The following is a 20,192-nucleotide window of genomic DNA, read 5'->3' on the forward strand; positions in this document are numbered from 1 at the left end:
CTTTGCTCAGAATATAAACTTCTGATTCGAACTGGGTGTGCGACTTGATTGAACCCGGTTTAGCCAGTACCTGACCACGTTCAACTTCGTCACGCTTAGTACCACGAAGCAGAACACCAACGTTCTCACCCGCACGGCCTTCGTCCAGCAGTTTGCGGAACATTTCAACGCCGGTACAAGTCGTTTTAGTCGTGTCTTTGATACCCACGATTTCAACTTCTTCACCCACTTTGATGATGCCGCGCTCTACACGACCGGTCACTACAGTACCACGGCCGGAGATAGAGAATACGTCTTCGATCGGCAGCAGGAACGGCTTGTCGATAGCACGTTCTGGTTCCGGGATGTAGCTGTCCAGTGCTTCGGCCAGTTCTACAATCTTCGCTTCCCACTCAGCTTCGCCTTCCAGCGCTTTCAGAGCAGAACCACGGATTACCGGAGTATCGTCGCCCGGGAAGTCGTACTGAGACAGCAGCTCGCGAACTTCCATTTCAACCAGTTCCAGCAGTTCTTCGTCATCAACCATGTCGCATTTGTTCAGGAACACGATGATGAACGGAACGCCTACCTGACGACCCAGCAGGATGTGCTCACGAGTCTGCGGCATCGGGCCGTCAGTCGCTGCAACGACCAGGATCGCGCCGTCCATCTGGGCAGCACCGGTGATCATGTTTTTCACGTAGTCGGCATGCCCTGGGCAGTCAACGTGCGCGTAGTGGCGAGTCGGGGTATCGTATTCAACGTGAGACGTGTTGATGGTGATACCACGTGCTTTTTCTTCCGGCGCGTTATCGATCTGGTCGAATGCGCGAGCAGCACCACCGTAGACTTTCGCCAGTACGGTAGTGATAGCAGCGGTCAGAGTAGTTTTACCATGGTCAACGTGGCCGATAGTACCAACGTTGAGATGGGGTTTTGTACGTTCAAATTTTTCTTTAGACACGGCGTTATTCCTTACTCGAATGCCCCCTCCTCACGGAGAGAGCACGGGATCAATATGTTAAACCCGGATTATTTACCACGGGCTTCGATAACAGTCTGGGCAACGTTGTTCGGTGCTTCAGCGTACTTCAGGAACTCCATGGAGTAAGAAGCACGACCCTGAGTCTGCGAACGCAGGTCAGTAGCATAACCAAACATTTCTGACAACGGAACCTGGGCACGGATAGTCTTACCAGTAGCGGTGTCTTCCATACCTTCGATGATACCACGACGACGGTTAAGGTCACCGATCACATCACCCATGTAGTCTTCCGGCGTTTCTACTTCAACCTTCATGACCGGCTCAAGCAGGACAGGCTTCGCACGTTTAAATGCTTCTTTAAACGCGATAGAAGCAGCCAGTTTAAAGGCCAGTTCAGAGGAGTCGACGTCATGGTAAGAACCGAAGTGCAGACGCACTTTGATATCCACAACAGGGTAACCCGCCATCGGACCCGCTTTCAGCTGTTCCTGAATACCTTTGTCAACGGCCGGGATGTATTCACCTGGAATCACACCACCTTTAATTTCGTTAACAAATTCGTATCCTTCACCACCTGGCTCCAGCGGCATCATATCGATTACGACATGACCATACTGACCACGACCACCGGACTGTTTAGCATGTTTACCTTCAACATCCTTAACGGTGTCACGGATGGTTTCACGGTAAGCAACCTGCGGTTTACCGATGTTGGCTTCCACGTTGAATTCGCGACGCATACGGTCAACGATGATTTCAAGGTGCAGCTCACCCATACCAGCGATGATGGTCTGGTTTGACTCTTCGTCAGTCCATACGCGGAATGACGGGTCTTCTTTCGCCAGACGGCCCAGAGCCAGACCCATTTTTTCCTGGTCAGCTTTGGTTTTCGGTTCTACGGCGATAGAGATAACCGGTTCCGGGAACTCCATACGTTCCAGGATGATCGCGTGATCAGGATCACACAGCGTATCACCGGTAGTCACGTCTTTAAGACCGATAGCAGCGGCGATATCNCCTGCACGAACTTCTTTGATCTCTTCACGCTTGTTAGCGTGCATCTGTACGATACGACCAAAACGCTCGCGAGCTGATTTCACTGAGTTCAGCACGGTATCACCAGAGTTAACCACACCGGAGTACACGCGGAAGAACGTCAGGTTACCAACAAACGGGTCGGTAGCGATTTTGAACGCCAAGGCAGCAAACGGTTCTTTGTCATCGGAATGACGCACAGCCGGAGTGTCTTTACCATCGTCCAGAATACCGCTAATCGGCGGAACTTCCGTCGGTGCCGGCAGGTAATCAATAACCGCATCCAGCATTGCCTGAACGCCCTTGTTCTTAAACGCAGAACCACAGGTAACCAGAATGATTTCGTTATTCAGAACGCGCTGACGCAGTGCTTGCTTGATTTCTTCTTCGGTCAGTTCTTCACCGCCGAGATATTTATCCATCAGCTCTTCGGAAGCTTCAGCAGCAGACTCGATCAGGTTCTGGTGCCATTCCTGAGCCAGTTCCTGCATATCAGCTGGAATTTCTTCGTAGTCGAAGGTGATACCGTGGTCAGCTTCATTCCAGTTGATGGCTTTCATTTTCACCAGGTCAACAACACCAGTGAAGTGCTCTTCAGCACCGATAGCCAGCTGAAGTGGAACCGGATTCGCACCCAGACGGGTTTTGATCTGGTTTACCACTTTCAGGAAGTTCGCGCCCATACGGTCCATTTTGTTAACGAACGCGATGCGCGGAACATGATATTTGTTAGCCTGACGCCATACGGTTTCAGACTGCGGCTGAACACCACCTACCGCACAGTAAACCATTACCGCGCCATCCAGTACACGCATGGAACGTTCAACTTCGATGGTGAAGTCAACGTGCCCCGGGGTGTCGATGATGTTGATGCGATGTGGTTCATACTGCTTGGCCATGCCAGACCAGAAGGCAGTCGTCGCCGCGGAGGTGATGGTGATACCACGCTCCTGCTCCTGCGCCATCCAGTCCATGGTGGCAGCGCCGTCATGAACTTCACCGATTTTGTGATTCACACCAGTGTAGAACAGAATACGTTCAGTGGTGGTGGTCTTACCGGCGTCGATGTGTGCACTGATACCGATATTACGGTAGCGTGCAATGGGTGTTGTACGAGCCATTTGTTTCCTCTATTCCTAGGGCGTTCAAAGTAGTAAAAAACCCAAACGGGTTGGCCTTTGAGGCGCCCGCTGGGTTATTAACATCTACGCCGGTATTACCAGCGGTAGTGAGCGAACGCCTTGTTGGCTTCAGCCATACGGTGAACGTCTTCACGTTTTTTAACAGCAGTGCCTTTGTTTTCTGCTGCATCGGAAAGTTCGTTCGCCAGGCGCAAAGCCATGGATTTATCACCGCGTTTACGAGCAGCTTCTACGATCCAACGCATTGCCAGGGCATTACGACGAACCGGACGTACTTCAACTGGTACCTGATAAGTAGAACCACCAACACGGCGAGACTTAACTTCGACAGTCGGACGCACGTTGTCCAGAGCTACTTCAAAGGCTTCCAGGTGGTCTTTACCAGAACGCTGAGCCAGGGTCTCCAGCGCGGTATAGACGATTGCTTCTGCAGTAGATTTTTTACCATCTACCATCAGGATATTTACAAATTTGGCCAGTAATTCAGATCCGAACTTAGGATCCGGCAGAATTTTACGCTGACCAATGACGCGACGACGTGGCATGGAAATACTCCGTTGTTAATTCAGGATTGTCCAAAACTCTACGAGTTTAGTTTGACATTAAAGTTAAAACGTTTGGCCTTACTTAACGGAGAACCATTAAGCCTTTGGCTTCTTCACGCCGTATTTGGAACGGGATTGCTTACGGTCTTTAACACCTGAGCAGTCCAGCGCGCCACGAACGGTGTGGTAACGCACACCCGGCAAGTCTTTAACACGACCGCCGCGGATCAGGATCACGGAGTGCTCCTGCAGGTTATGACCTTCACCACCAATATAGGAGGTCACTTCAAAACCGTTAGTCAGACGAACACGGCAAACTTTACGCAGTGCGGAGTTCGGTTTTTTCGGGGTGGTAGTATATACACGAGTACATACGCCACGTTTCTGCGGGCATGCTTCCAGCGCTGGAACGTTGCTTTTAGCAACCTTCAGTGCGCGCGGCTTGCGTACCAGCTGGTTAATTGTTGCCATTCAAAAAGCTCCTGGGTTTTGCTTCGTAAACACGTAATAAATCGTCTCGTACTCGCACAAGGCAAAGTATAAGGACGCAGAATTTTAGGGCTGCCCGGATGAGGAGTCAAGAAATATACAAAAATACCGCTACCAGGCCATCTGTCCGGAATGCTGGGCCGTGAGTTTCACAAATTCATTATAGCCAACCAGCGCCACATTGCTCGAAATTTGAGCAGTCATTCCCCGCGCTGCGACATCTTCTTTTAGGGCATAAACGGGCACGCCCACTGCCAGTATCGGCACCAGCATCGCAGCACCAGCCTGCGCCGCCGTCACCCCATCCTGAAATAGAAGAATGGCATCTTCGCTTCCGACGTTGCGCAACATGGCATCTATATCGATCTGGTAGGGAGAGCGAGAAAGCGTATGCAGCATAAATGTCTCACTAAAAGGTAAGGACGGTATCGTAGGTTTTCAATGTCTGGGACAGTAATTCCGAAGGCTGTATTTCGACCGGTAGAACCCACTGGGTGTCTTTTGAAATGCCACGCTGCTGCAATGACCGCTCGCAAACATAACATTGGTCGATATCGTATAGTGGCAGGACGCCAAAAGTCGCGATGTAGTCGCGCATGAGAATAACGTCCGGCTGTTGCCCTGGCAGAAGCTGAAAAACGCCGTCCGAGAGGAAAAACACGCCAATATCTTCCGTCAATGCCGACATCGCCAAAAGCGCATCCAGCCCTTCTCTACCAGAAGCGCTGCCGTGTGGGGAATGGGTAAATACAAAAGCGACACGTTTCATAGTATGAGTCCGCGTTAAAATTGCACGACCCTGTCGCAGGTCAGTACGGATTGAGCCAGTTCGCCCAAACCGCTCAAACTGAACCCGGGCTGCAGGTTCGCGCCGTCCAGTTTTAGCTGAGCCGCCTGTTCGCTATCGGTGACGCCGCGGCGTAGCGCAGCCGCGACGCAGACATTCAACGCGACCTGATGCTCCTCATGCAAATGTTGCCAGGCCCGCACGATATCGAATTCGTCGTTGGCCGGGGAGGTCAACTGGTTCGCATTGAGTACGCCTTCCCGATAAAAAAATACGCTTTGAAGGCGATAACCTGCAGCCAGCAGCGTCTGCGCAAACTGGAGTGCGCTGCTGGACTGCTGGGTTCCATATGCCGGTCCGGTGACCAGCAGACAGTATTCCAACATTAACGATCGTGCCCGCAGAGGTCGCCGTTTTTGAACTGGCGAATATAGAGATACACGGTGTGCTTGGAGATATTCAACCGATCGGCGACCTGGTTGATGGCGTCCTTAATATCGAAAATCCCTTTCTCATACAGGTTAAGCACAATCTGCCGGTTCTTGGCGTTATTGGACACATTGCGATCGCTGTTCACCTCTTCGATGGTGAACTCCAGCGTTTGCGTGACCAAATCTTCCACTGAAGACGCAAAGTTAACGGAAGATGCCACCGCTTTAATCTCAGGCGGCATAAATGTTTGCATGATTTGCGAGAACGGCACGTCCAGATTCATGTTCATACACAGCAGACCAATCACTCGCTGCTCACGGTTACGAATAGCGATGATGATTGACTTCATCAGCATACCGCTTTTGGCGCGCGTGAAATACACCTGCGACACGCTGCTGTCTTCACCGGCCATATCATGCACCATCCGTAGCGCCATATCGGTGATAGGCGAACCGATTTTACGCCCGGTATGCTCGCCGTTCGCGATACGTACCGCGGAACATTTTAAATTTTCCAGCGAATGCAGCACGACTTCGCAGTGTTCACCGATTAGCATCGCTAAACCATCAACGACGGCTTCATACGACTTCAGGATTTCGTAATCCGTTTGGGAAAACGGACGTTCATCCAGCAAATCAAGCTCATTCGACTCTGCTGAAAGAAGCGAACTAGACATGGCAAACACCACCTTCAATGTCATTCAATTGATCGTATTGACAGGAGGGATAGTCTAACAAAACTCCTCTCTCTCGTCCCTGAAATTCGCGGCGTCATATCGAAAGGCTGATGCGATGAGACCTCCATGATGCCTGCATTCATCAGCATTTTTTCGCCCCAAAAAGGAACGGGAGGATCAGCTTGGGATTGGCTGCCGCGCTGGAGCAGTATAACGTCTGCGAAGGTTTTTGCCGCCTTTATCACACGGAGGAGAAAGATCGTTGAGGTACGACACGGTGCCCCAATCCGATGACGGAAGATAAAACACGATAGTGCGGACTATTCCGGTACCTGATATCACCATGTACGCGGGCGATAGTTTGCTTCTGCTTATTGAAATTCGCTATCAGCGACAAACGCTTATCGTCATGTCTACGTCATGAACTCGCGAGGTGGGATTTAAAGGCACCCAAGCCTTAGCACCTAAAGGCGCTATGTTCACACACAAAAAAACCGCAGGATGACCTGCGGTTCTTCGTGGCAAAGCGCTGTATTACTTAGCGCTTGGCTGAGCGGCTTTCTCGTCGGCTGGTTTTTCAGCTTTTGCAGCATCAGCCGCTTTCGCTTCCGCTTCAGATTTAATATCCAGCAGCTCTACGTCGAACACCAACGTCGAGTTAGCAGGAATGCCCGGTACGCCCGTTTCACCGTAAGCCAGGGCCGGCGGGATGACCATTTTAATCTTGCCGCCTTTCTTCACGTGTTTCAGACCTTCGGTCCAACCCGGAATGACGCCGTCCAGACGGAAAGAAAGAGGTTCACCGCGTTTGTAGGAGTTATCAAACTCAGTGCCATCAACCAACGTACCTTTGTAGTTCACCACCACGGTATCGCTGTCTTTCGGCACGGCACCAGTCCCTTCCTTGCCTACCTGGTAAAGCAGGCCGGAGTTGGTTTTCTTCACGCCTTTTTCTTTGGCGAAGGTATCGCGGTACTTGGTGCCTTTATCCGCGTTCTCTTTCGCATCCTGCTTCATTTTGGTTTTGGCCGCTTCTTTCACTCGACCTTCAAATGACTGCAGCGTTTTTTCGATTTCTTCATCAGACAGTTTGCTCTTGTCCGCAAACGCGTCCTGCACGCCTTGGATCAGCTGTTCTTTATCCAGCTTGATGCCCAGTTTTTCTTGCTCTTTCAGAGAATTATCCATGTAACGCCCCAGAGAGGCGCCCAACGCGTATGCCGCAGCCTGTTCATCATTGTTGAATTTTGCTGTTGTCGTACTTGTCGAGCTGCTATCGGACGCTTTTGCTGTCTCCGCGGCCATTGCTCCGGTATTCAAAGCCAGTGTCATTGTGGTCGCTAGCAGCGTTACTTTAAACAGTGATTTCATCCATCTCTCCAGCATCCGAGACCCCGTAGGTCCCGGTAATCATTTAAAAAGTCGAAACTACTATAGCTGTGTGTACGGAGACATTACAACGAACACACCCCTATCTTCGATAAAATTCCCTTATGGCGCTCATTGCGCCCTACTCCGACCATTTTTACTACCAGAAGTTTCCGCTTTCTGACAAACTCTACCGCTGACCGTCTGGGAGGAAGTCACATGTCGCAGCAATTACTCGAACAGCGCCTTGAACTACTGGAAAGCCGCATCGCGTTTCAGGAGATAACGATTGAGGAGTTGAACCAAACCGTGGTCCAGCATGAACTGGAGATGGCCAGAGTGCGTGAACAACTGCACTTGCTGGNGGATAAACTGAAGGCGACGGCGCCGTCCCTGATTGCCTCGCAGTCTGAAGAAACGCCGCCGCCGCACTACTAAATACATCGTTCAGCCGTCGTGCTAAGCCTTACGCCACTGGCGCGGACTGATACCAAACCAACGGCGAAATGCGCGGGAAAACGCACTCACCTCCGAGNACCCCAGTAAAAAAGCCATTTCAGAAATTGAGAGCTGCCGCTGCTGCAAATAGTGCGTCGCCATTTCACGGCGCACCTTTTCCACCAATTGAGTGAAGTTGATGCCCACATCCTTCAATCTCCGCTGCAGCGACCAGCTCGACAAACCAATATTCTCCGCCACCTCGTCCAGCGAAGGTTCTCCCTGTGAAAGCACTTGGCGCAGCTGGGCGCGCGCCATATCCACCACGCTCTGGTGCTGCACGTCGCTGTTCAACTGCCGCAGCGAATCCTGTATCACCAGCAGCAGCAATGGATCGTGTTCCGGCATGGCTTTGAGCAAATCGCGCTTGGGAATCAACAACGAGTTGAACGGCTGATCGAAGTAGACCGGCGCATCAAATACTTTGCAGTGCTCATGCCACTGTTCCGGCCGAGGATGTTCGAAATGCACCTCCCGCGGCGCCCAGTGCTTGCCTGCGGCGTGGCGCACAAGGTTCAGAATCATCCCCAACGTCAGCTCGGCATCCTGCCGGCAGTGTAGGATCGCGCCATGACGCACCTGATAGTCGAAACGCCAGCACTCGCCCTTATCAACCAGGCGAACCAGCGTATCGTGCTGATGAAATGGAAAAGCATGGGCAACGTTATGCAATGCCTGCTCGAGGGTGGCACTGCATAACCCAACATAGCCTATCAACCCGAGCGCCTGCGGTTTGAATTGCCTGCCGTAATGCAGACCAAAATTGGTGCAGTCGGAGTAACGCGCCGCCTCTTCCAATACGCGACAGTAGTTGACCAACCCGACACTGAGCGTTGGACAGGCCAACAGCTCCGGATCAATACCGCTAATGCCGAGAATGCGATCGGCATCGCCGCCATTATCTCCGATGAATTGACCCAAGCCTGAAGCCGCTGCTGCCAGTACGCCCCGGTGGCCGAGCGGAATTCCCACCGGCGGAGGAAGCCGAAATGACGGTGNTCCCATAATTTCCCCCTCTGTCATACAAGACGCCAAATCGAACAGAAAAAGCAATTTCCATACCAGCGGATGGCCCCGGTTGACGGCATTAGACCGTTAACCGGGAAAACCGTGGGATAAATTTGGAAGGCCGAAGAATACGGAGGAAGACGCGCCGGCAAAAATCAAAAAAAGCACTGCCGCGGTACAGCAGTGCGTTGCGATGGTGCAAAAATTTCAGGACGACGCGGATGTAGCGCCCACCGGTAGTGCGCCCACCAGATAAAGTCGACACAGCCTGACGGTATCGGGGCACCAACGTTCCCCCATGCTTTTGGCCTGTTCCGTTTGCTGATGGGAACCAATCCAGGCCGTCATCTGGATGCGCCGCTGCACAATTAGCGAAGGGATCACCGCTAAGTCGGCGTCGCTCAGGGGACAGATCTGTTGATAGCCCCTCAACCACCCCGCTACCCATTCAGGCGCACGCGGATGATGCTCCACAAAGCTGATGGCCGCCGCGAGATCGTGCAGATACCAGCCCAAACCGCAGTCATCGAAATCAATCACCCGAGTTTCTCCGCGCAGCAGCAAGAGATTCGTCAAACGCAGGTCCGCATGGATCAATCCGTAGCGCTGGGATGATTTACCGTAGTCGGCCAGCGCCGCGCTCACCCGCTTTATCGTTTCTTCGATAACCGGATGGTCGGACGGAGAAAGGTAGGGCGCATCCTGCCAGCGCCCCCAGTGCGCGTTCGGACCGACCATCGTATCGTGATCCCACACGATACGACGAAAGCCAGCAGGGGGCTGCCAACGGCGGCTGTGCTGATGCAGCCGGGCGGTGATCCGACCCAATTGCTCAAAGGCCACGCCATCCACATCGGTCGTCGGCATCTCGCCCTCTATCCAGTGAAAGAGCACGACGTTGCGTTCCACGCCGTCGCCCAACGACACGGTCTGCACCGCCCTTCCATCCCGCCCCACCAGCGGTTCCGGCACGATGATGCCTTCCTGACGCAATTCAGCCAGCCAGCTCAGTTCGCCATAAATGTCGTCGCGATGGTGATAGCCGGGCCGGNGAATGCGCATGGCATAGCGTTTTCCGTCGGCATCCAGCCGATAGGTCGCATTTTCCGAACGACACAACAGCGTCAGCGTTCCCTGAAGCTCGGCAGAGTAGCGGCCCATCGCTCGCTCCGCCAACCGGTTCATCGTGATGTCGTCAAGCGTATCGTATTGTTCTGCCATCGTAAGATCTCATCAAGGGAAGTGGCTTACAGACCCTCAGCATGTAATGACGGCCATTCCGATGCTTGACGTAAAGGCAGTAAAAGTTGACCGCAGACGACACCTTGCCCTCTCTCCTTTTCTTCTTTGACTCCAGAGCGCAAAAAACACCTCGTTAGTGTCAAGTATCCGCGCCCATAACGGCGTCATCATCGAGCGGATGCAGCCCTACCGCAGAAAACGCCCTTAGACTCCATAACCAACTGTTGTACCAATAAAAATGCGGTTGGTTTCATCCATACTTTAGAGGGGATAACGTCATGACAATGCAGTTGAAACCCACGTTGGGGGCCCTGCATCTTTGGGGGATCGCCGTCGGTCTGGTCATTTCCGGCGAGTATTTTGGCTGGAGCTACGGCTGGGGCGTCGCAGGTACGCTCGGTTTTTTGGTCACGACCCTCATAATCGCCGCCATGTATACCTGTTTCATCTTCAGTTTCACCGAGCTGACCACCGCCATACCTCATGCGGGCGGCCCTTTCGCCTACAGCCGTCGTGCTTTCGGCGAAACCGGGGGACTGATCGCAGGCATGGCCACGCTCATCGAATTCGTTTTTGCGCCTCCCGCTATCTCGATGGCGATCGGCGCGTACCTGAACGTGCAGTTCCCCGATCTGGATCCGCGCTATGCCGCGACAGGCGCCTATCTGGTCTTTATGGGGCTGAATATTCTGGGTGTGAAACTCGCCGCGATGTTCGAACTTTGCGTCACCCTGCTGGCGGTGTTCGAACTGCTGGTGTTTATGGGCGTCGTCGCCCCCGGTTTCAGCTTCAGCCGCTTTGTCGCCAACGGCTGGGCCGGTAGCGATAGCTTCGGGTTGCCTGCCCTATCCGGCATCTTCGCGGCCATTCCCTTCGCTATCTGGTTCTTCCTGGCGATAGAGGGCGCGGCAATGGCGGCGGAGGAAGCCAAAGATCCGAAGCGGACCATTCCCAAAGCCTATATCACCGGCATTATGACGCTGGTGCTGTTGGCGCTAGGCGTGATGTTGCTGGCGGGAGGCGTGGGCGATTGGCGAACGCTCTCCAACATTAATGATCCGCTGCCGCAGGCGATGAAAGCCGTGGTAGGCGCCAATTCCGGGTGGATGCACATGCTGGTCTGGATCGGGCTGTTCGGGCTGATAGCCAGCTTCCACGGCATCATTCTTGGCTATTCCCGGCAGTTCTTCGCCCTCGCCAGAGCAGGCTATCTGCCGAGCGGGCTGGCCAAGCTATCTCGCTTCAGAACGCCTCACCGAGCAATCCTCACCGGCGGCGTTATCGGGGTTGCCGCTATCTTCAGCGACGGCTGGATCAACCTCCAGGGAATGAGCCTAACCGCCGCCATGATCACCATGGCCGTCTTCGGGGCTATCGTGATGTATATCATGAGTATGTTAAGCCTGTTCCGTCTGCGTCGAAGCGCACCCGAGCTGGAACGGACCTACCTGGCGCCCGGCTACCCGGTGATTCCGGCGATTGCCCTGGTGCTGGCCTGTTTATGCCTGTTGGCGATGCTGTGGTTCAACCCCCTCATCGGCACCCTGTTCATTGCGCTGATGGCCGCGGCCTACATCTACTTCCTGCTGACTAAGGCCCAACGATTTAATGCGCCGCAGGATGACATGCTGATGGGAAAAGAGTGATTTTGCAGCCTGACTGCCTTCAAAAACATCAGACGTAAAAAAACCCGGCCTGCATGACGCAGTGCCGGGTTTTTTAGAGATGAAGCCGCCCTTAGTGCTGGCAGCCGCATCCGCCGTGACCGCCGCAGCCGCCGTTACCATGGTCATGATCATGGTCGTGATCATGGCCGCCGCAGCAACCTTCGTGGTCATGGTCGTTTTCGCCATGAACGTGACCGTGCTCCAGCTCTTCCGCCGTGGCTTCGCGAATGGCGACGACTTCAACGTTAAAGCTCAGGTTCTGACCCGCCAGCATGTGGTTGCCGTCAACCACAACGTGCTCATCCTGCACTTCAGTAATTTCGACAGGCACCGGACCCTGGTCGGTTTCAGCCAGGAAACGCATGCCGACCTGCAGCTCATCCACACCCATGAAGACATCTTTCGGTACGCGCTGTACCAGATTTTCGTCATAGTTGCCGTAAGCCTCGTTCGGGCCTACTTTAATATCGAAACGTTCGCCGGCCGCGCGGCCGTCCAGCGCTTTTTCCAGGCCGGAAATCAGCGAGCCGCGACCGTGCAGATAGTCCAGCGGTGCACTCACCGGAGACTCATCAACCAATACACCGTCTTCTGTACGTACCTGATAGGCCAGGCTGACCACCAGGTCTTTTGCTACTTTCATGATATCTCCTACCGTTGGAAATCGCTTTGGCGCAAATTGTAGCTGAAAAACATTTCCATTACTGCACGGAATCCAAAATCGCTACCACGCTTATTCAGGATGAAACATGCCGATAATGTGCCCAACCTGACGCTCCGCATTCTGCTGCTTTGCCTCGGGCCGACTTTGTCGATAGCCGCACTTGACGCAGACCACGACTTCCTCGACATCTTCAATCCCGACCGTCAGGGTATCCTGCGTATGACACTCAGGGCAAACCGCACCGGCAATAAACCGTTTTCGTTGCGTCGACATGATGTTTTTCCGTCCAATCAACCTGTGAGCGATTATGTTTCGTCCCAATCATCCAGCCGCCGGCGCTCATGCTGCATCTCACGCTGGAAGATATCTTCCAGTTCACGACGGGCCTCTTTGACCCGCGAAATCTGAGCGCCTTCGCCTTCGGCCTGACGTTCCGGCATCAGTTCGCGCAGCATACGCATATCCAGACGGCGGAAATGCTGTTGCGATCGATGGGCCTGATGGGGATGCATCCCCAGAGAGACCAGCGTTTTCCGCCCCAGCTCCAACGCACTGGAAAACGTTTCGCGGGAAAATTGCGTCACGCCTGACTGTAAAAGCTCGTGCGCTTCCACACGACCGCGGGCGCGGGCGAGGATTTCCAAATGCGGGAAATGCTGCTGGCATAGATGCACGATGGCCATCGTATCTTCAGGATCGTTGCAGGTGATCACGATCGACTGCGCCTGCTCCGCGCCCGCAGAACGGAGTAAGTCCACCGAGGTGGCGTCGCCGTAATACACCTTATAACCGTAGCTCCTCATCAGACTGACTGCGCTGATATCTCGCTCAAGCACGGTAATCCGCTTTTTGTTCGCCATCAGCAGTCGGCCAATCACCTGACCAAAGCGCCCGAAGCCCACAACAATCACCTGCGGCTCATCGTCTTCCACATAGTGNTTTTCCGTCGACTCTTCCGGGGCGTTGTAACGGCGCGCCAGGATACGGTCGATCAACTGCATCAGTAGCGGTGTCACCATCATCGACAGGGTTACGGTGACCAGCAGTAGCGGCAGTTGATCGCCTTGCAGGACATGCTGAGCCGCCGCCGCGGAGAACAGCACGAAGGCAAACTCGCCGCCCTGACTCAGTACGCCCGAGAACTGTAGCCGTTCCGACGAACGCAGTCCGTAGATCCGCGCCAACACGTAGAGGATGAGGCCTTTAACGGAAACCAGAATCACGACGCCCAGCAGGACCTCAACGATGTTGGCGTACAACACGCCGAGATTAAGCGCCATCCCCACCGAGATGAAAAACAGCCCCAGCAGCAGCCCTTTGAACGGCTCAATGGAAATTTCCAGCTCATGGCGATATTCGCTCTCCGCCAGCAGCACGCCGGCAATAAAAGTGCCGAGCGCCATCGACAGGCCCAGCGCCTCCATAAACAGCGCAGAGCCGAGAACCAACAGCAGCGCGGCGGCGGTAAACACTTCACTCACGCCGGAGGCGGCGATAAATCGGAACAGCGGACGCACCAGATAACGTCCGCCAATCAGCATGCCGCCGAACGCCAGCACCTTCATCACGACATGCTGCCAGTCGTCGATCTGCCCCTGAACGCCCGACAGAATAGGGATCAATGCCAGCGCGGGAATAACCGCCAGATCCTGAAACAGCAAAACGGAAAAACCGAGCTGCCCGGATTCGTTGCGGTTCATCCCTTTTTCACGCATCAGCTGTAGCGCCATCGCAGTGGATGACATCGCCAGCCCAATCCCGCCAATCAGGGCCGACTGCCAGGAAAATTGACTCATGAACAGCACGCCGCCCAGTATCGCAGCGCTAAGCAATACCTGACCCGCACCGATGCCGAAAATAGATCGTCTCAATTTCCATAATTTGGCCGGGTTGAGTTCAAGTCCGATGATGAACATCAGGAACACGACGCCCAGTTCAGAGAAATGAAGAATGGCGGAAACGTCGCGAATAAAACCGAGTCCCCAAGGACCGATAGCGATACCGGCCAGCAAATAGCCCAGCACCGCGCCGATACCAAGACGCGCGGCGATAGGCACCGCCAGTACGGTGACGAACAGGAACAAAACCCCCGCGCTCAGGGTCGAAGCGCTATCCATCTCAGTGCCCTCCCTCAGACAAAGGCGCCGCCAGCCAATCTCCATAGCGATGGGCATGCTCGCGCAACGCGTCGCGAGACATGCGCCGCGCGTTGTAAATCACCAGCGGTTTCATCCAGCGCATGTGGCACATCGTCGCCGTCATCTCGAAAGGACGCAGCACATCATCCATAAATGAGTGCTGGCGGCCTTCCGAGGTGTAGCGGGATTCCGGTTCGCCTGTCGTCACCACGCTGCGCCAGTATTTGCCCGATAAGGCATTACCGCCGGCGCCGTTGGCGAAGCCGCGGCTNAATACGCGGTCGAGCCACTCTTTCAGTAACGCCGGGCAGCTATAAGTATAAAGCGGATGTTGAAACACGATGATTTGGTGCTCTCGCAGTAACTGTTGTTCATGGTGGATATCAATGAAAAAATCAGGATAGTTCGCGTACAAATCGTGTACCGTCACATGTTCCAAACCCTCGGCGGGTTGTAATAACAGCTTATTCGCCACCGAGTCCTGTAATTCCGGATGGGCAAACAGCAGCAGAATCTTGGGTGGCTGCGACATCATTCCCCTCCAAAGCGTCGTCATCGTAGATATTTTCCGCTACCATGCTGCGCAGCGGGGATTACCAGGACGCTGCCGCCCTGAATCTTGATCCATAATTTAACATATTCTCATTATTTGGCGCTTTATGATTGTCTTCTCCTCTTTACAAATTCGACGTGGTACGCGGGTACTGCTGGATAACGCCACGGCGACCGTCAATCCGGGTCAGAAAGTGGGTCTGGTCGGTAAAAATGGCTGCGGAAAATCGACGCTGCTGTCCCTGCTGAAAGGAGAAATCAGCGCTGACGGCGGCAATGCCACTTTTCCTCAGCACTGGTCTCTCGCCTGGGTCAATCAGGAAACGCCAGCGCTGGAGCGTCCTGCAATAGAGTATGTGATAGACGGCGACCGGGAATTTCGCCAGTTGGAGAGCGAACTGGCGCACGCCAACGAGCGCAACGACGGCAACGCTATCGCCACCGTGCACGGCAAGCTGGATGCGATCCTCGCCTGGTCGATCCAGTCTCGCGCCGCCAGCCTGTTGAACGGGCTGGGGTTCAGCCAGGAACAGCTGCAACAGCCCGTCAGCGCTTTTTCCGGCGGCTGGCGTATGCGCCTCAATCTGGCGCAGGCCCTACTCTGTCGTTCCGATCTCCTGCTGCTGGACGAACCGACCAACCATTTGGATCTCGATGCGGTCATCTGGCTGGAAAAATGGCTCAAAAATTATCCCGGCACGCTCGTGCTGATCTCCCATGACCGGGATTTTCTTGATCCTATTGTCAACAAGATTCTGCACATCGAGCAGGAATCCCTGTTTGAATACACCGGCAACTACACCTCTTTCGAACAACAGCGCGCAACGCGGCTTTCTCAGCAGCAGTCACTGTATGAACACCAGCAGGAACGCGTTGCGCACTTGCAGCATTACATCGACCGTTTCCGCGCCAAGGCAACCAAAGCCAAACAGGCGCAGAGCCGCATCAAAATGCTGGAAAAAATGGAGCTGATTGCGCCAGCGCATGTCGACAATCCGTTCCGTTTCAGTTTCCGCGCGCCGCAGGCGTTGCCCAATCCGTTGTTACGGATGGAGAAAGTGAGCGCGGGTTACGGCGACAAGCTGATTCTGGAATCCATCAAGCTCAATCTGGTGCCCGGCTCGCGTATTGGTCTGCTCGGCCACAACGGCGCCGGGAAATCCACGCTGATTAAACTGCTGGCGGGAGAACTCCAGCCGCAAAGCGGCGAAGTGGGTCTGGCGAAAGGCGTTCGACTGGGTTATTTCGCCCAGCATCAACTGGAGTATCTGCGTGCTGACGAATCGCCGCTGCAGCATCTGACCCGCCTGACCGAGCAGGAAACCGAGCAGCAGCTCCGTGACTATCTGGGCGGCTTCGGCTTTGGCGCCGACAAAGTGGTCGAGCCGACCGAACGCTTCTCGGGCGGTGAAAAAGCGCGTTTAGTACTGGCGCTGATCGTTTGGCAGCGCCCTAATCTGTTATTGCTTGATGAACCGACTAACCACCTCGATCTGGATATGCGTCAGGCTCTGACCGAAGCCTTGATCGATTTCGAAGGCGCCTTGGTCGTCGTCTCGCACGATCGCCATCTGATTCGCTCCACGACGGACGACCTATATCTGGTTCACGACCGCCGGGTGGAGCCGTTCGACGGCGATCTGGAAGATTATCAACAGTGGCTGCTGGACGCGCAGAAACAGGACGCCAGCGAATCGACACCGGCCAAAGAAAGCGCCGGCAACAGCGCTCAGGCCAGAAAAGACCAGAAGCGACGCGAGGCTGAGCTACGCACCCAAACCCAGCCGCTCCGCAAGCAAATCACCAAGCTGGAGCAACAAATGGAAAAGCTGAATAACCAGCTGGCGGAGTTGGAAAACCGCCTGGCGGATACGGCGATTTNCGACGCCAGCCGCAAAGCGGAGCTGACGACCTGCCTGCAGGAGCAGATCGCCGTCAAAGGCGAACTGGAAGAGACCGAAATGGGCTGGTTGGACGCGCAGGAACAGCTTGAGCGGATGCTGCAATCCTGATAATGCTGGGCAGGCGTCATAGCCAGCCCAAGCGTTTCGGTTAATGCCAAATCATCAGCACGCAGGCGGCGGTCAGCAGCCCCATAAATAGGTTGAATATCCGCCATGACCGGCGACTGCGCAGCATTTTACCGATCATCGTGCCGAACCCCAGCCAGACTATACCGGCAACCAGATTCACGCTGAACGTGGCGATGCTGATGGCGACGACTGAACCCACGTATTCACTCCCGGAAAGGCTGAAACCGGCCACGGCGCCCAGCGCCATCAGCCAGGCCTTCGGGTTCAGAAATTGCAACAGACCGCCTTGATAAAAGGGCATCGGACGCGGCGGCGCCGTTTGCGTGTCGAGCACCTCATAGCGAGCGCTGGCGATCTTGTACGCCAACCACAGCAAATAAGCGCTGCCCAAAATTTTGAGCGCGAGGTGAAGCGAAGGATAGAGTAGAATCAGGCTCCCCAGTCCCAGCGCCACCAGCAGCAGGACACTTTGCATCCCTATCATGATGCCGACCATCAGCGGCATGGAGCGGAGAAAACCAAAATTAGCAGCAGAAGCAGTAAGTAGCATATTATTGGGGCCTGGGGTAATCGCTGCAACCCACAGGAAGCCAAGCATGTAAAGAAACAGATTGAAGTGCGCCATGTAATTGAAAAGGCCTTCTAACAAACGAATTTGCAGTTCTTCAACCTAGCAGCGTGATGTCGCCGGTACAAGCTTTTGACTATGAATATTCATCCCACGACTAGCCAGATGTTTCGTCCCCTGGCCGGTATGAACAACCCCCACTTGCAAACCTTGCTTCCCCGTCTGTTGCGGCGACGCGCGCTGCTCAAACCACTCTGGCAAACGCTTGAACTGCCGGACGGCGATTTTCTCGACCTGGCCTGGAGCGAAGATCCCATGCTGGCTCGCCATAAACCTCGGGTGGTTCTGTTCCACGGGCTGGAGGGCAGCTTCTACAGTCCGTATGCGCATGGTCTGGTGGCCGCCTGCCACCAACGGGGCTGGCTGTCCGTCGTCATGCATTTTCGCGGCTGTGGCGGCACGCCCAATCGCACGCCCCGAATGTACCATTCCGGCGAGACCGAGGACGCCCGCTATTTCCTGCGCTGGCTGAAGTCTACCTACGGCGATGCGCCGACCGCCGCTATCGGCATCTCGCTGGGCGGCAACATGCTGGCCTGCCTGCTCGGTCAGCAGACTGNCGGGCCGTTACTAGACGCGGCGACGGTCGTTTCCGCACCGCTGATGCTGGAACCGTGCTGTCGGCATATCGAAAAAGGCTTCTCACGCTTTTATCAGCACTATTTGCTGCGGCTACTGAAGCGCAATGCCATCCGCAAACTGGCGGCTTATCCGGATACGCTACCGGTTCACCTGCATCAACTGAGAAAAATTCGGGGACTGCGGGAGTTCGATAACATTATTACCGCGCGCATTCATGGCTTTACCGACGCCAATGACTATTATGAGCGCTGTAGCGCCTTGCCTATACTGCCGAAGGTCCGGACGCCGCTGTTGATCATCCACGCCAAGGACGATCCGTTCATGACGGAGGATGTCATTCCTGCATCCACCTCGTTACCGCCTAATATTGAGTATCAGCTGACGGAGTACGGCGGACACGTTGGCTTCGTGGGCGGCTCGTTATTAAAACCGAAACTGTGGCTGGAGCAGCGTATTCCCGACTGGCTCACCCCACATCTGGAGCGATAAGGTGATTATTCCCTGGCAAGAACTCGCGGCGGAAACGCTGGAGAATCTGATTGAGTCCTTCGTCCTGCGCGAAGGCACCGACTACGGCGAACATGAGCGCACCCTGGAGCAAAAGGTGGCGGATGTGCGTCGCCAGTTGGAAAGCGGCGACGTGGTGCTGGTCTGGTCCGAACTGCATGAAACGGTCAACCTCATGCCGCTTACCCAGTTTAAAACCAGTCACGATTCATAACGGCATAAACCCCGCCTGCCGATACAAAATTGGCGTGGCGCATCGGCGCAAACAGGGTAACAATGAAGGCCGAATTCCCGGCGTTTCCCGCAGGGTTTTACCGTCAATTGCGGAGTTGCAGCCCTATGTCGCATCAACACCCTATTATCGCCGTGACCGGTTCCAGCGGCGCCGGCACGACCACCACCAGTCTGGCATTTCGAAAAATTTTTCAGCAGTTGAAAATCCGCGCCGCAGAACTGGAAGGCGACAGCTTCCACCGCTATACCCGTCCGGAAATGGACATGGCTATTCGCAAAGCGCGCGATCTGGGCCGCCACATCAGTTACTTCGGCCCGGAAGCCAACGATTTTCCTTTGCTGGAACAGACGTTTGCCGACTACGGCAGCCAGGGGACCGGACAAACCCGCAAGTATTTGCATACCTACGATGAAGCGATCCCCTACAACCAGGTGCCCGGCACATTTACGCCCTGGGAGGCCATGCCCGATCCCACGGATGTGTTGTTCTATGAGGGCTTGCACGGCGGCGTCGTCACCGAGCAGCACAACGTGGCTCGCCACGTCGATCTGCTGGTTGGCGTAGTGCCTATCGTGAATCTTGAGTGGATCCAGAAGCTGTATCGCGACGTCAACGAACGCGGGCACTCGCGTGAAGCGGTCATGGACTCCGTCGTCCGCTCAATGGAAGACTACATCACCTACATCACGCCGCAGTTTTCACGCACGCATATCAACTTCCAGCGGGTGCCGACCGTCGATACGTCCAACCCCTTCGCGGCGAAAGCAATTCCGTCGTTGGATGAGAGTCTGGTGGTCATACATTTCCAGCGCCTGGAGAATATCGACTTCCCCTATCTGCTGGCCATGCTGCAGGGGTCGTATATTTCCCATATCAATACGCTGGTGGTGCCCGGCGGTAAAATGGGGCTGGCGATGGAACTGATTATGATGCCGCTGGNGCAGCAGCTACTGGAAGGCAAGACGATCACGTAAGAGCGTAACAATACGGCCTGAACGGC

The 20,192-nt window shown here is 54.7% G+C and carries 22 protein-coding genes; 6 read left to right on the plus strand and 16 right to left on the minus strand.

The window, feature by feature from the left end; all coding sequences use genetic code 11:
• The 9 genes from tuf to fkpA form a co-directional block, all read right to left on the minus strand.
• Positions 1–943 (minus strand): elongation factor Tu (gene tuf / locus RZ35_RS15960; RefSeq protein WP_026744202.1); only part of this gene is annotated, 943 nt, incomplete at its 3' end.
• Between the two features lie 68 nt (positions 944–1,011).
• A complete protein-coding gene (gene fusA / locus RZ35_RS15965; RefSeq protein ID WP_026744203.1) occupies positions 1,012–3,120 on the minus strand; it encodes an elongation factor G in 2,109 nt (702 codons plus the stop codon).
• Positions 3,121–3,215: 95 nt separating this feature from the next.
• A complete protein-coding gene (gene rpsG, locus RZ35_RS15970) occupies positions 3,216–3,686 on the minus strand; it encodes a 30S ribosomal protein S7 (RefSeq protein WP_009111198.1) in 471 nt (156 codons plus the stop codon).
• A 96-nt stretch (positions 3,687–3,782) separates the two neighbouring features.
• Positions 3,783–4,157 carry a 30S ribosomal protein S12 gene (gene rpsL, locus RZ35_RS15975; protein WP_021013355.1) on the minus strand — a complete coding sequence of 125 codons (375 nt, stop codon included), beginning with the start codon at positions 4,155–4,157 and terminating at the stop codon, positions 3,783–3,785.
• 129 nt (positions 4,158–4,286) lie between these two features.
• Positions 4,287–4,574, minus strand: a complete 288-nt coding sequence (gene tusB, locus RZ35_RS15980; protein WP_026744204.1) for a sulfurtransferase complex subunit TusB — start codon at positions 4,572–4,574, stop codon at positions 4,287–4,289.
• 10 nt (positions 4,575–4,584) lie between these two features.
• Complete coding sequence (gene tusC / locus RZ35_RS15985) at positions 4,585–4,944, minus strand: sulfurtransferase complex subunit TusC (RefSeq protein ID WP_026744205.1); 360 nt, start codon at positions 4,942–4,944, stop codon at positions 4,585–4,587.
• 14 nt (positions 4,945–4,958) lie between these two features.
• A complete protein-coding gene (gene tusD / locus RZ35_RS15990; RefSeq protein ID WP_026744206.1) occupies positions 4,959–5,348 on the minus strand; it encodes a sulfurtransferase complex subunit TusD in 390 nt (129 codons plus the stop codon).
• Complete coding sequence (locus RZ35_RS15995) at positions 5,348–6,070, minus strand: helix-turn-helix transcriptional regulator (RefSeq protein WP_026744207.1); 723 nt, start codon at positions 6,068–6,070, stop codon at positions 5,348–5,350. The genes tusD and RZ35_RS15995 overlap by 1 nt, the downstream gene beginning before the upstream one ends.
• Before the next feature lie 534 nt (positions 6,071–6,604).
• A complete protein-coding gene (gene fkpA, locus RZ35_RS16000; RefSeq protein ID WP_026744208.1) occupies positions 6,605–7,441 on the minus strand; it encodes an FKBP-type peptidyl-prolyl cis-trans isomerase in 837 nt (278 codons plus the stop codon).
• Positions 7,442–7,657: 216 nt separating this feature from the next.
• On the opposite strand from fkpA, the gene RZ35_RS16005 reads away from it, so the two are divergent.
• Entirely contained in the window at positions 7,658–7,876 is a 219-nt protein-coding gene (locus RZ35_RS16005) for a SlyX family protein (RefSeq protein ID WP_026744209.1), read from the plus strand.
• Between the two features lie 21 nt (positions 7,877–7,897).
• On the opposite strand, the gene qhpR is transcribed toward RZ35_RS16005, so the two are convergent.
• The gene (qhpR, locus tag RZ35_RS16010) at positions 7,898–8,941 is read right to left on the minus strand and encodes an AraC-like transcriptional regulator QhpR (protein ID WP_026744210.1); all 1,044 of its coding nucleotides are present in this window, start codon (positions 8,939–8,941) and stop codon (positions 7,898–7,900) included.
• 210 nt (positions 8,942–9,151) lie between these two features.
• On the minus strand, positions 9,152–10,165 hold the full coding sequence (locus tag RZ35_RS16015) for a phosphotransferase enzyme family protein (RefSeq protein ID WP_026744211.1): 1,014 nt from the start codon (positions 10,163–10,165) through the stop codon (positions 9,152–9,154).
• Between the two features lie 299 nt (positions 10,166–10,464).
• Between RZ35_RS16015 and eat the strand changes: the two genes are divergently transcribed.
• Positions 10,465–11,832 carry an ethanolamine permease gene (eat, locus tag RZ35_RS16020; protein ID WP_026744212.1) on the plus strand — a complete coding sequence of 456 codons (1,368 nt, stop codon included), beginning with the start codon at positions 10,465–10,467 and terminating at the stop codon, positions 11,830–11,832.
• Between the two features lie 91 nt (positions 11,833–11,923).
• Here the strand turns inward: eat and slyD are convergent, their stop codons facing one another.
• The 4 genes from slyD to kefG all read right to left on the minus strand — a co-directional run bounded on the left by slyD (position 11,924) and on the right by kefG (position 15,187).
• The gene (gene slyD / locus RZ35_RS16025) at positions 11,924–12,496 is read right to left on the minus strand and encodes a peptidylprolyl isomerase (protein ID WP_026744213.1); all 573 of its coding nucleotides are present in this window, start codon (positions 12,494–12,496) and stop codon (positions 11,924–11,926) included.
• Between the two features lie 90 nt (positions 12,497–12,586).
• On the minus strand, positions 12,587–12,790 hold the full coding sequence (locus tag RZ35_RS16030; RefSeq protein WP_026744214.1) for a YheV family putative zinc ribbon protein: 204 nt from the start codon (positions 12,788–12,790) through the stop codon (positions 12,587–12,589).
• A 32-nt stretch (positions 12,791–12,822) separates the two neighbouring features.
• Positions 12,823–14,634 (minus strand): glutathione-regulated potassium-efflux system protein KefB, encoded by a 1,812-nt coding sequence (kefB, locus tag RZ35_RS16035; protein WP_026744215.1) that lies wholly within the window; start codon positions 14,632–14,634, stop codon positions 12,823–12,825.
• Between the two features lies 1 nt (position 14,635).
• Entirely contained in the window at positions 14,636–15,187 is a 552-nt protein-coding gene (gene kefG, locus RZ35_RS16040) for a glutathione-regulated potassium-efflux system ancillary protein KefG (RefSeq protein ID WP_026744216.1), read from the minus strand.
• A gap of 127 nt (positions 15,188–15,314) precedes the next feature.
• Here kefG and RZ35_RS16045 point away from each other — a divergent pair, with 127 nt between their 5' ends.
• A complete protein-coding gene (locus RZ35_RS16045) occupies positions 15,315–17,219 on the plus strand; it encodes an ABC transporter ATP-binding protein (protein WP_026744217.1) in 1,905 nt (634 codons plus the stop codon).
• 40 nt (positions 17,220–17,259) lie between these two features.
• Here the strand turns inward: RZ35_RS16045 and RZ35_RS16050 are convergent, their stop codons facing one another.
• Complete coding sequence (locus RZ35_RS16050; protein WP_026744218.1) at positions 17,260–17,865, minus strand: LysE family translocator; 606 nt, start codon at positions 17,863–17,865, stop codon at positions 17,260–17,262.
• A gap of 81 nt (positions 17,866–17,946) precedes the next feature.
• Here RZ35_RS16050 and RZ35_RS16055 point away from each other — a divergent pair, with 81 nt between their 5' ends.
• The 3 genes from RZ35_RS16055 to RZ35_RS16065 all read left to right on the plus strand — a co-directional run bounded on the left by RZ35_RS16055 (position 17,947) and on the right by RZ35_RS16065 (position 20,166).
• On the plus strand, positions 17,947–18,939 hold the full coding sequence (locus tag RZ35_RS16055) for a hydrolase (RefSeq protein ID WP_026744219.1): 993 nt from the start codon (positions 17,947–17,949) through the stop codon (positions 18,937–18,939).
• Position 18,940: 1 nt separating this feature from the next.
• The gene (locus tag RZ35_RS16060) at positions 18,941–19,171 is read left to right on the plus strand and encodes a YheU family protein (protein WP_026744220.1); all 231 of its coding nucleotides are present in this window, start codon (positions 18,941–18,943) and stop codon (positions 19,169–19,171) included.
• Positions 19,172–19,296: 125 nt separating this feature from the next.
• Complete coding sequence (locus tag RZ35_RS16065) at positions 19,297–20,166, plus strand: phosphoribulokinase (RefSeq protein ID WP_026744221.1); 870 nt, start codon at positions 19,297–19,299, stop codon at positions 20,164–20,166.
• Positions 20,167–20,192 lie beyond the last annotated feature (26 nt).

Source organism: Lonsdalea quercina subsp. quercina (genome assembly GCF_000688655.1).
Lineage (GTDB): Bacteria > Pseudomonadota > Gammaproteobacteria > Enterobacterales > Enterobacteriaceae > Lonsdalea > Lonsdalea quercina.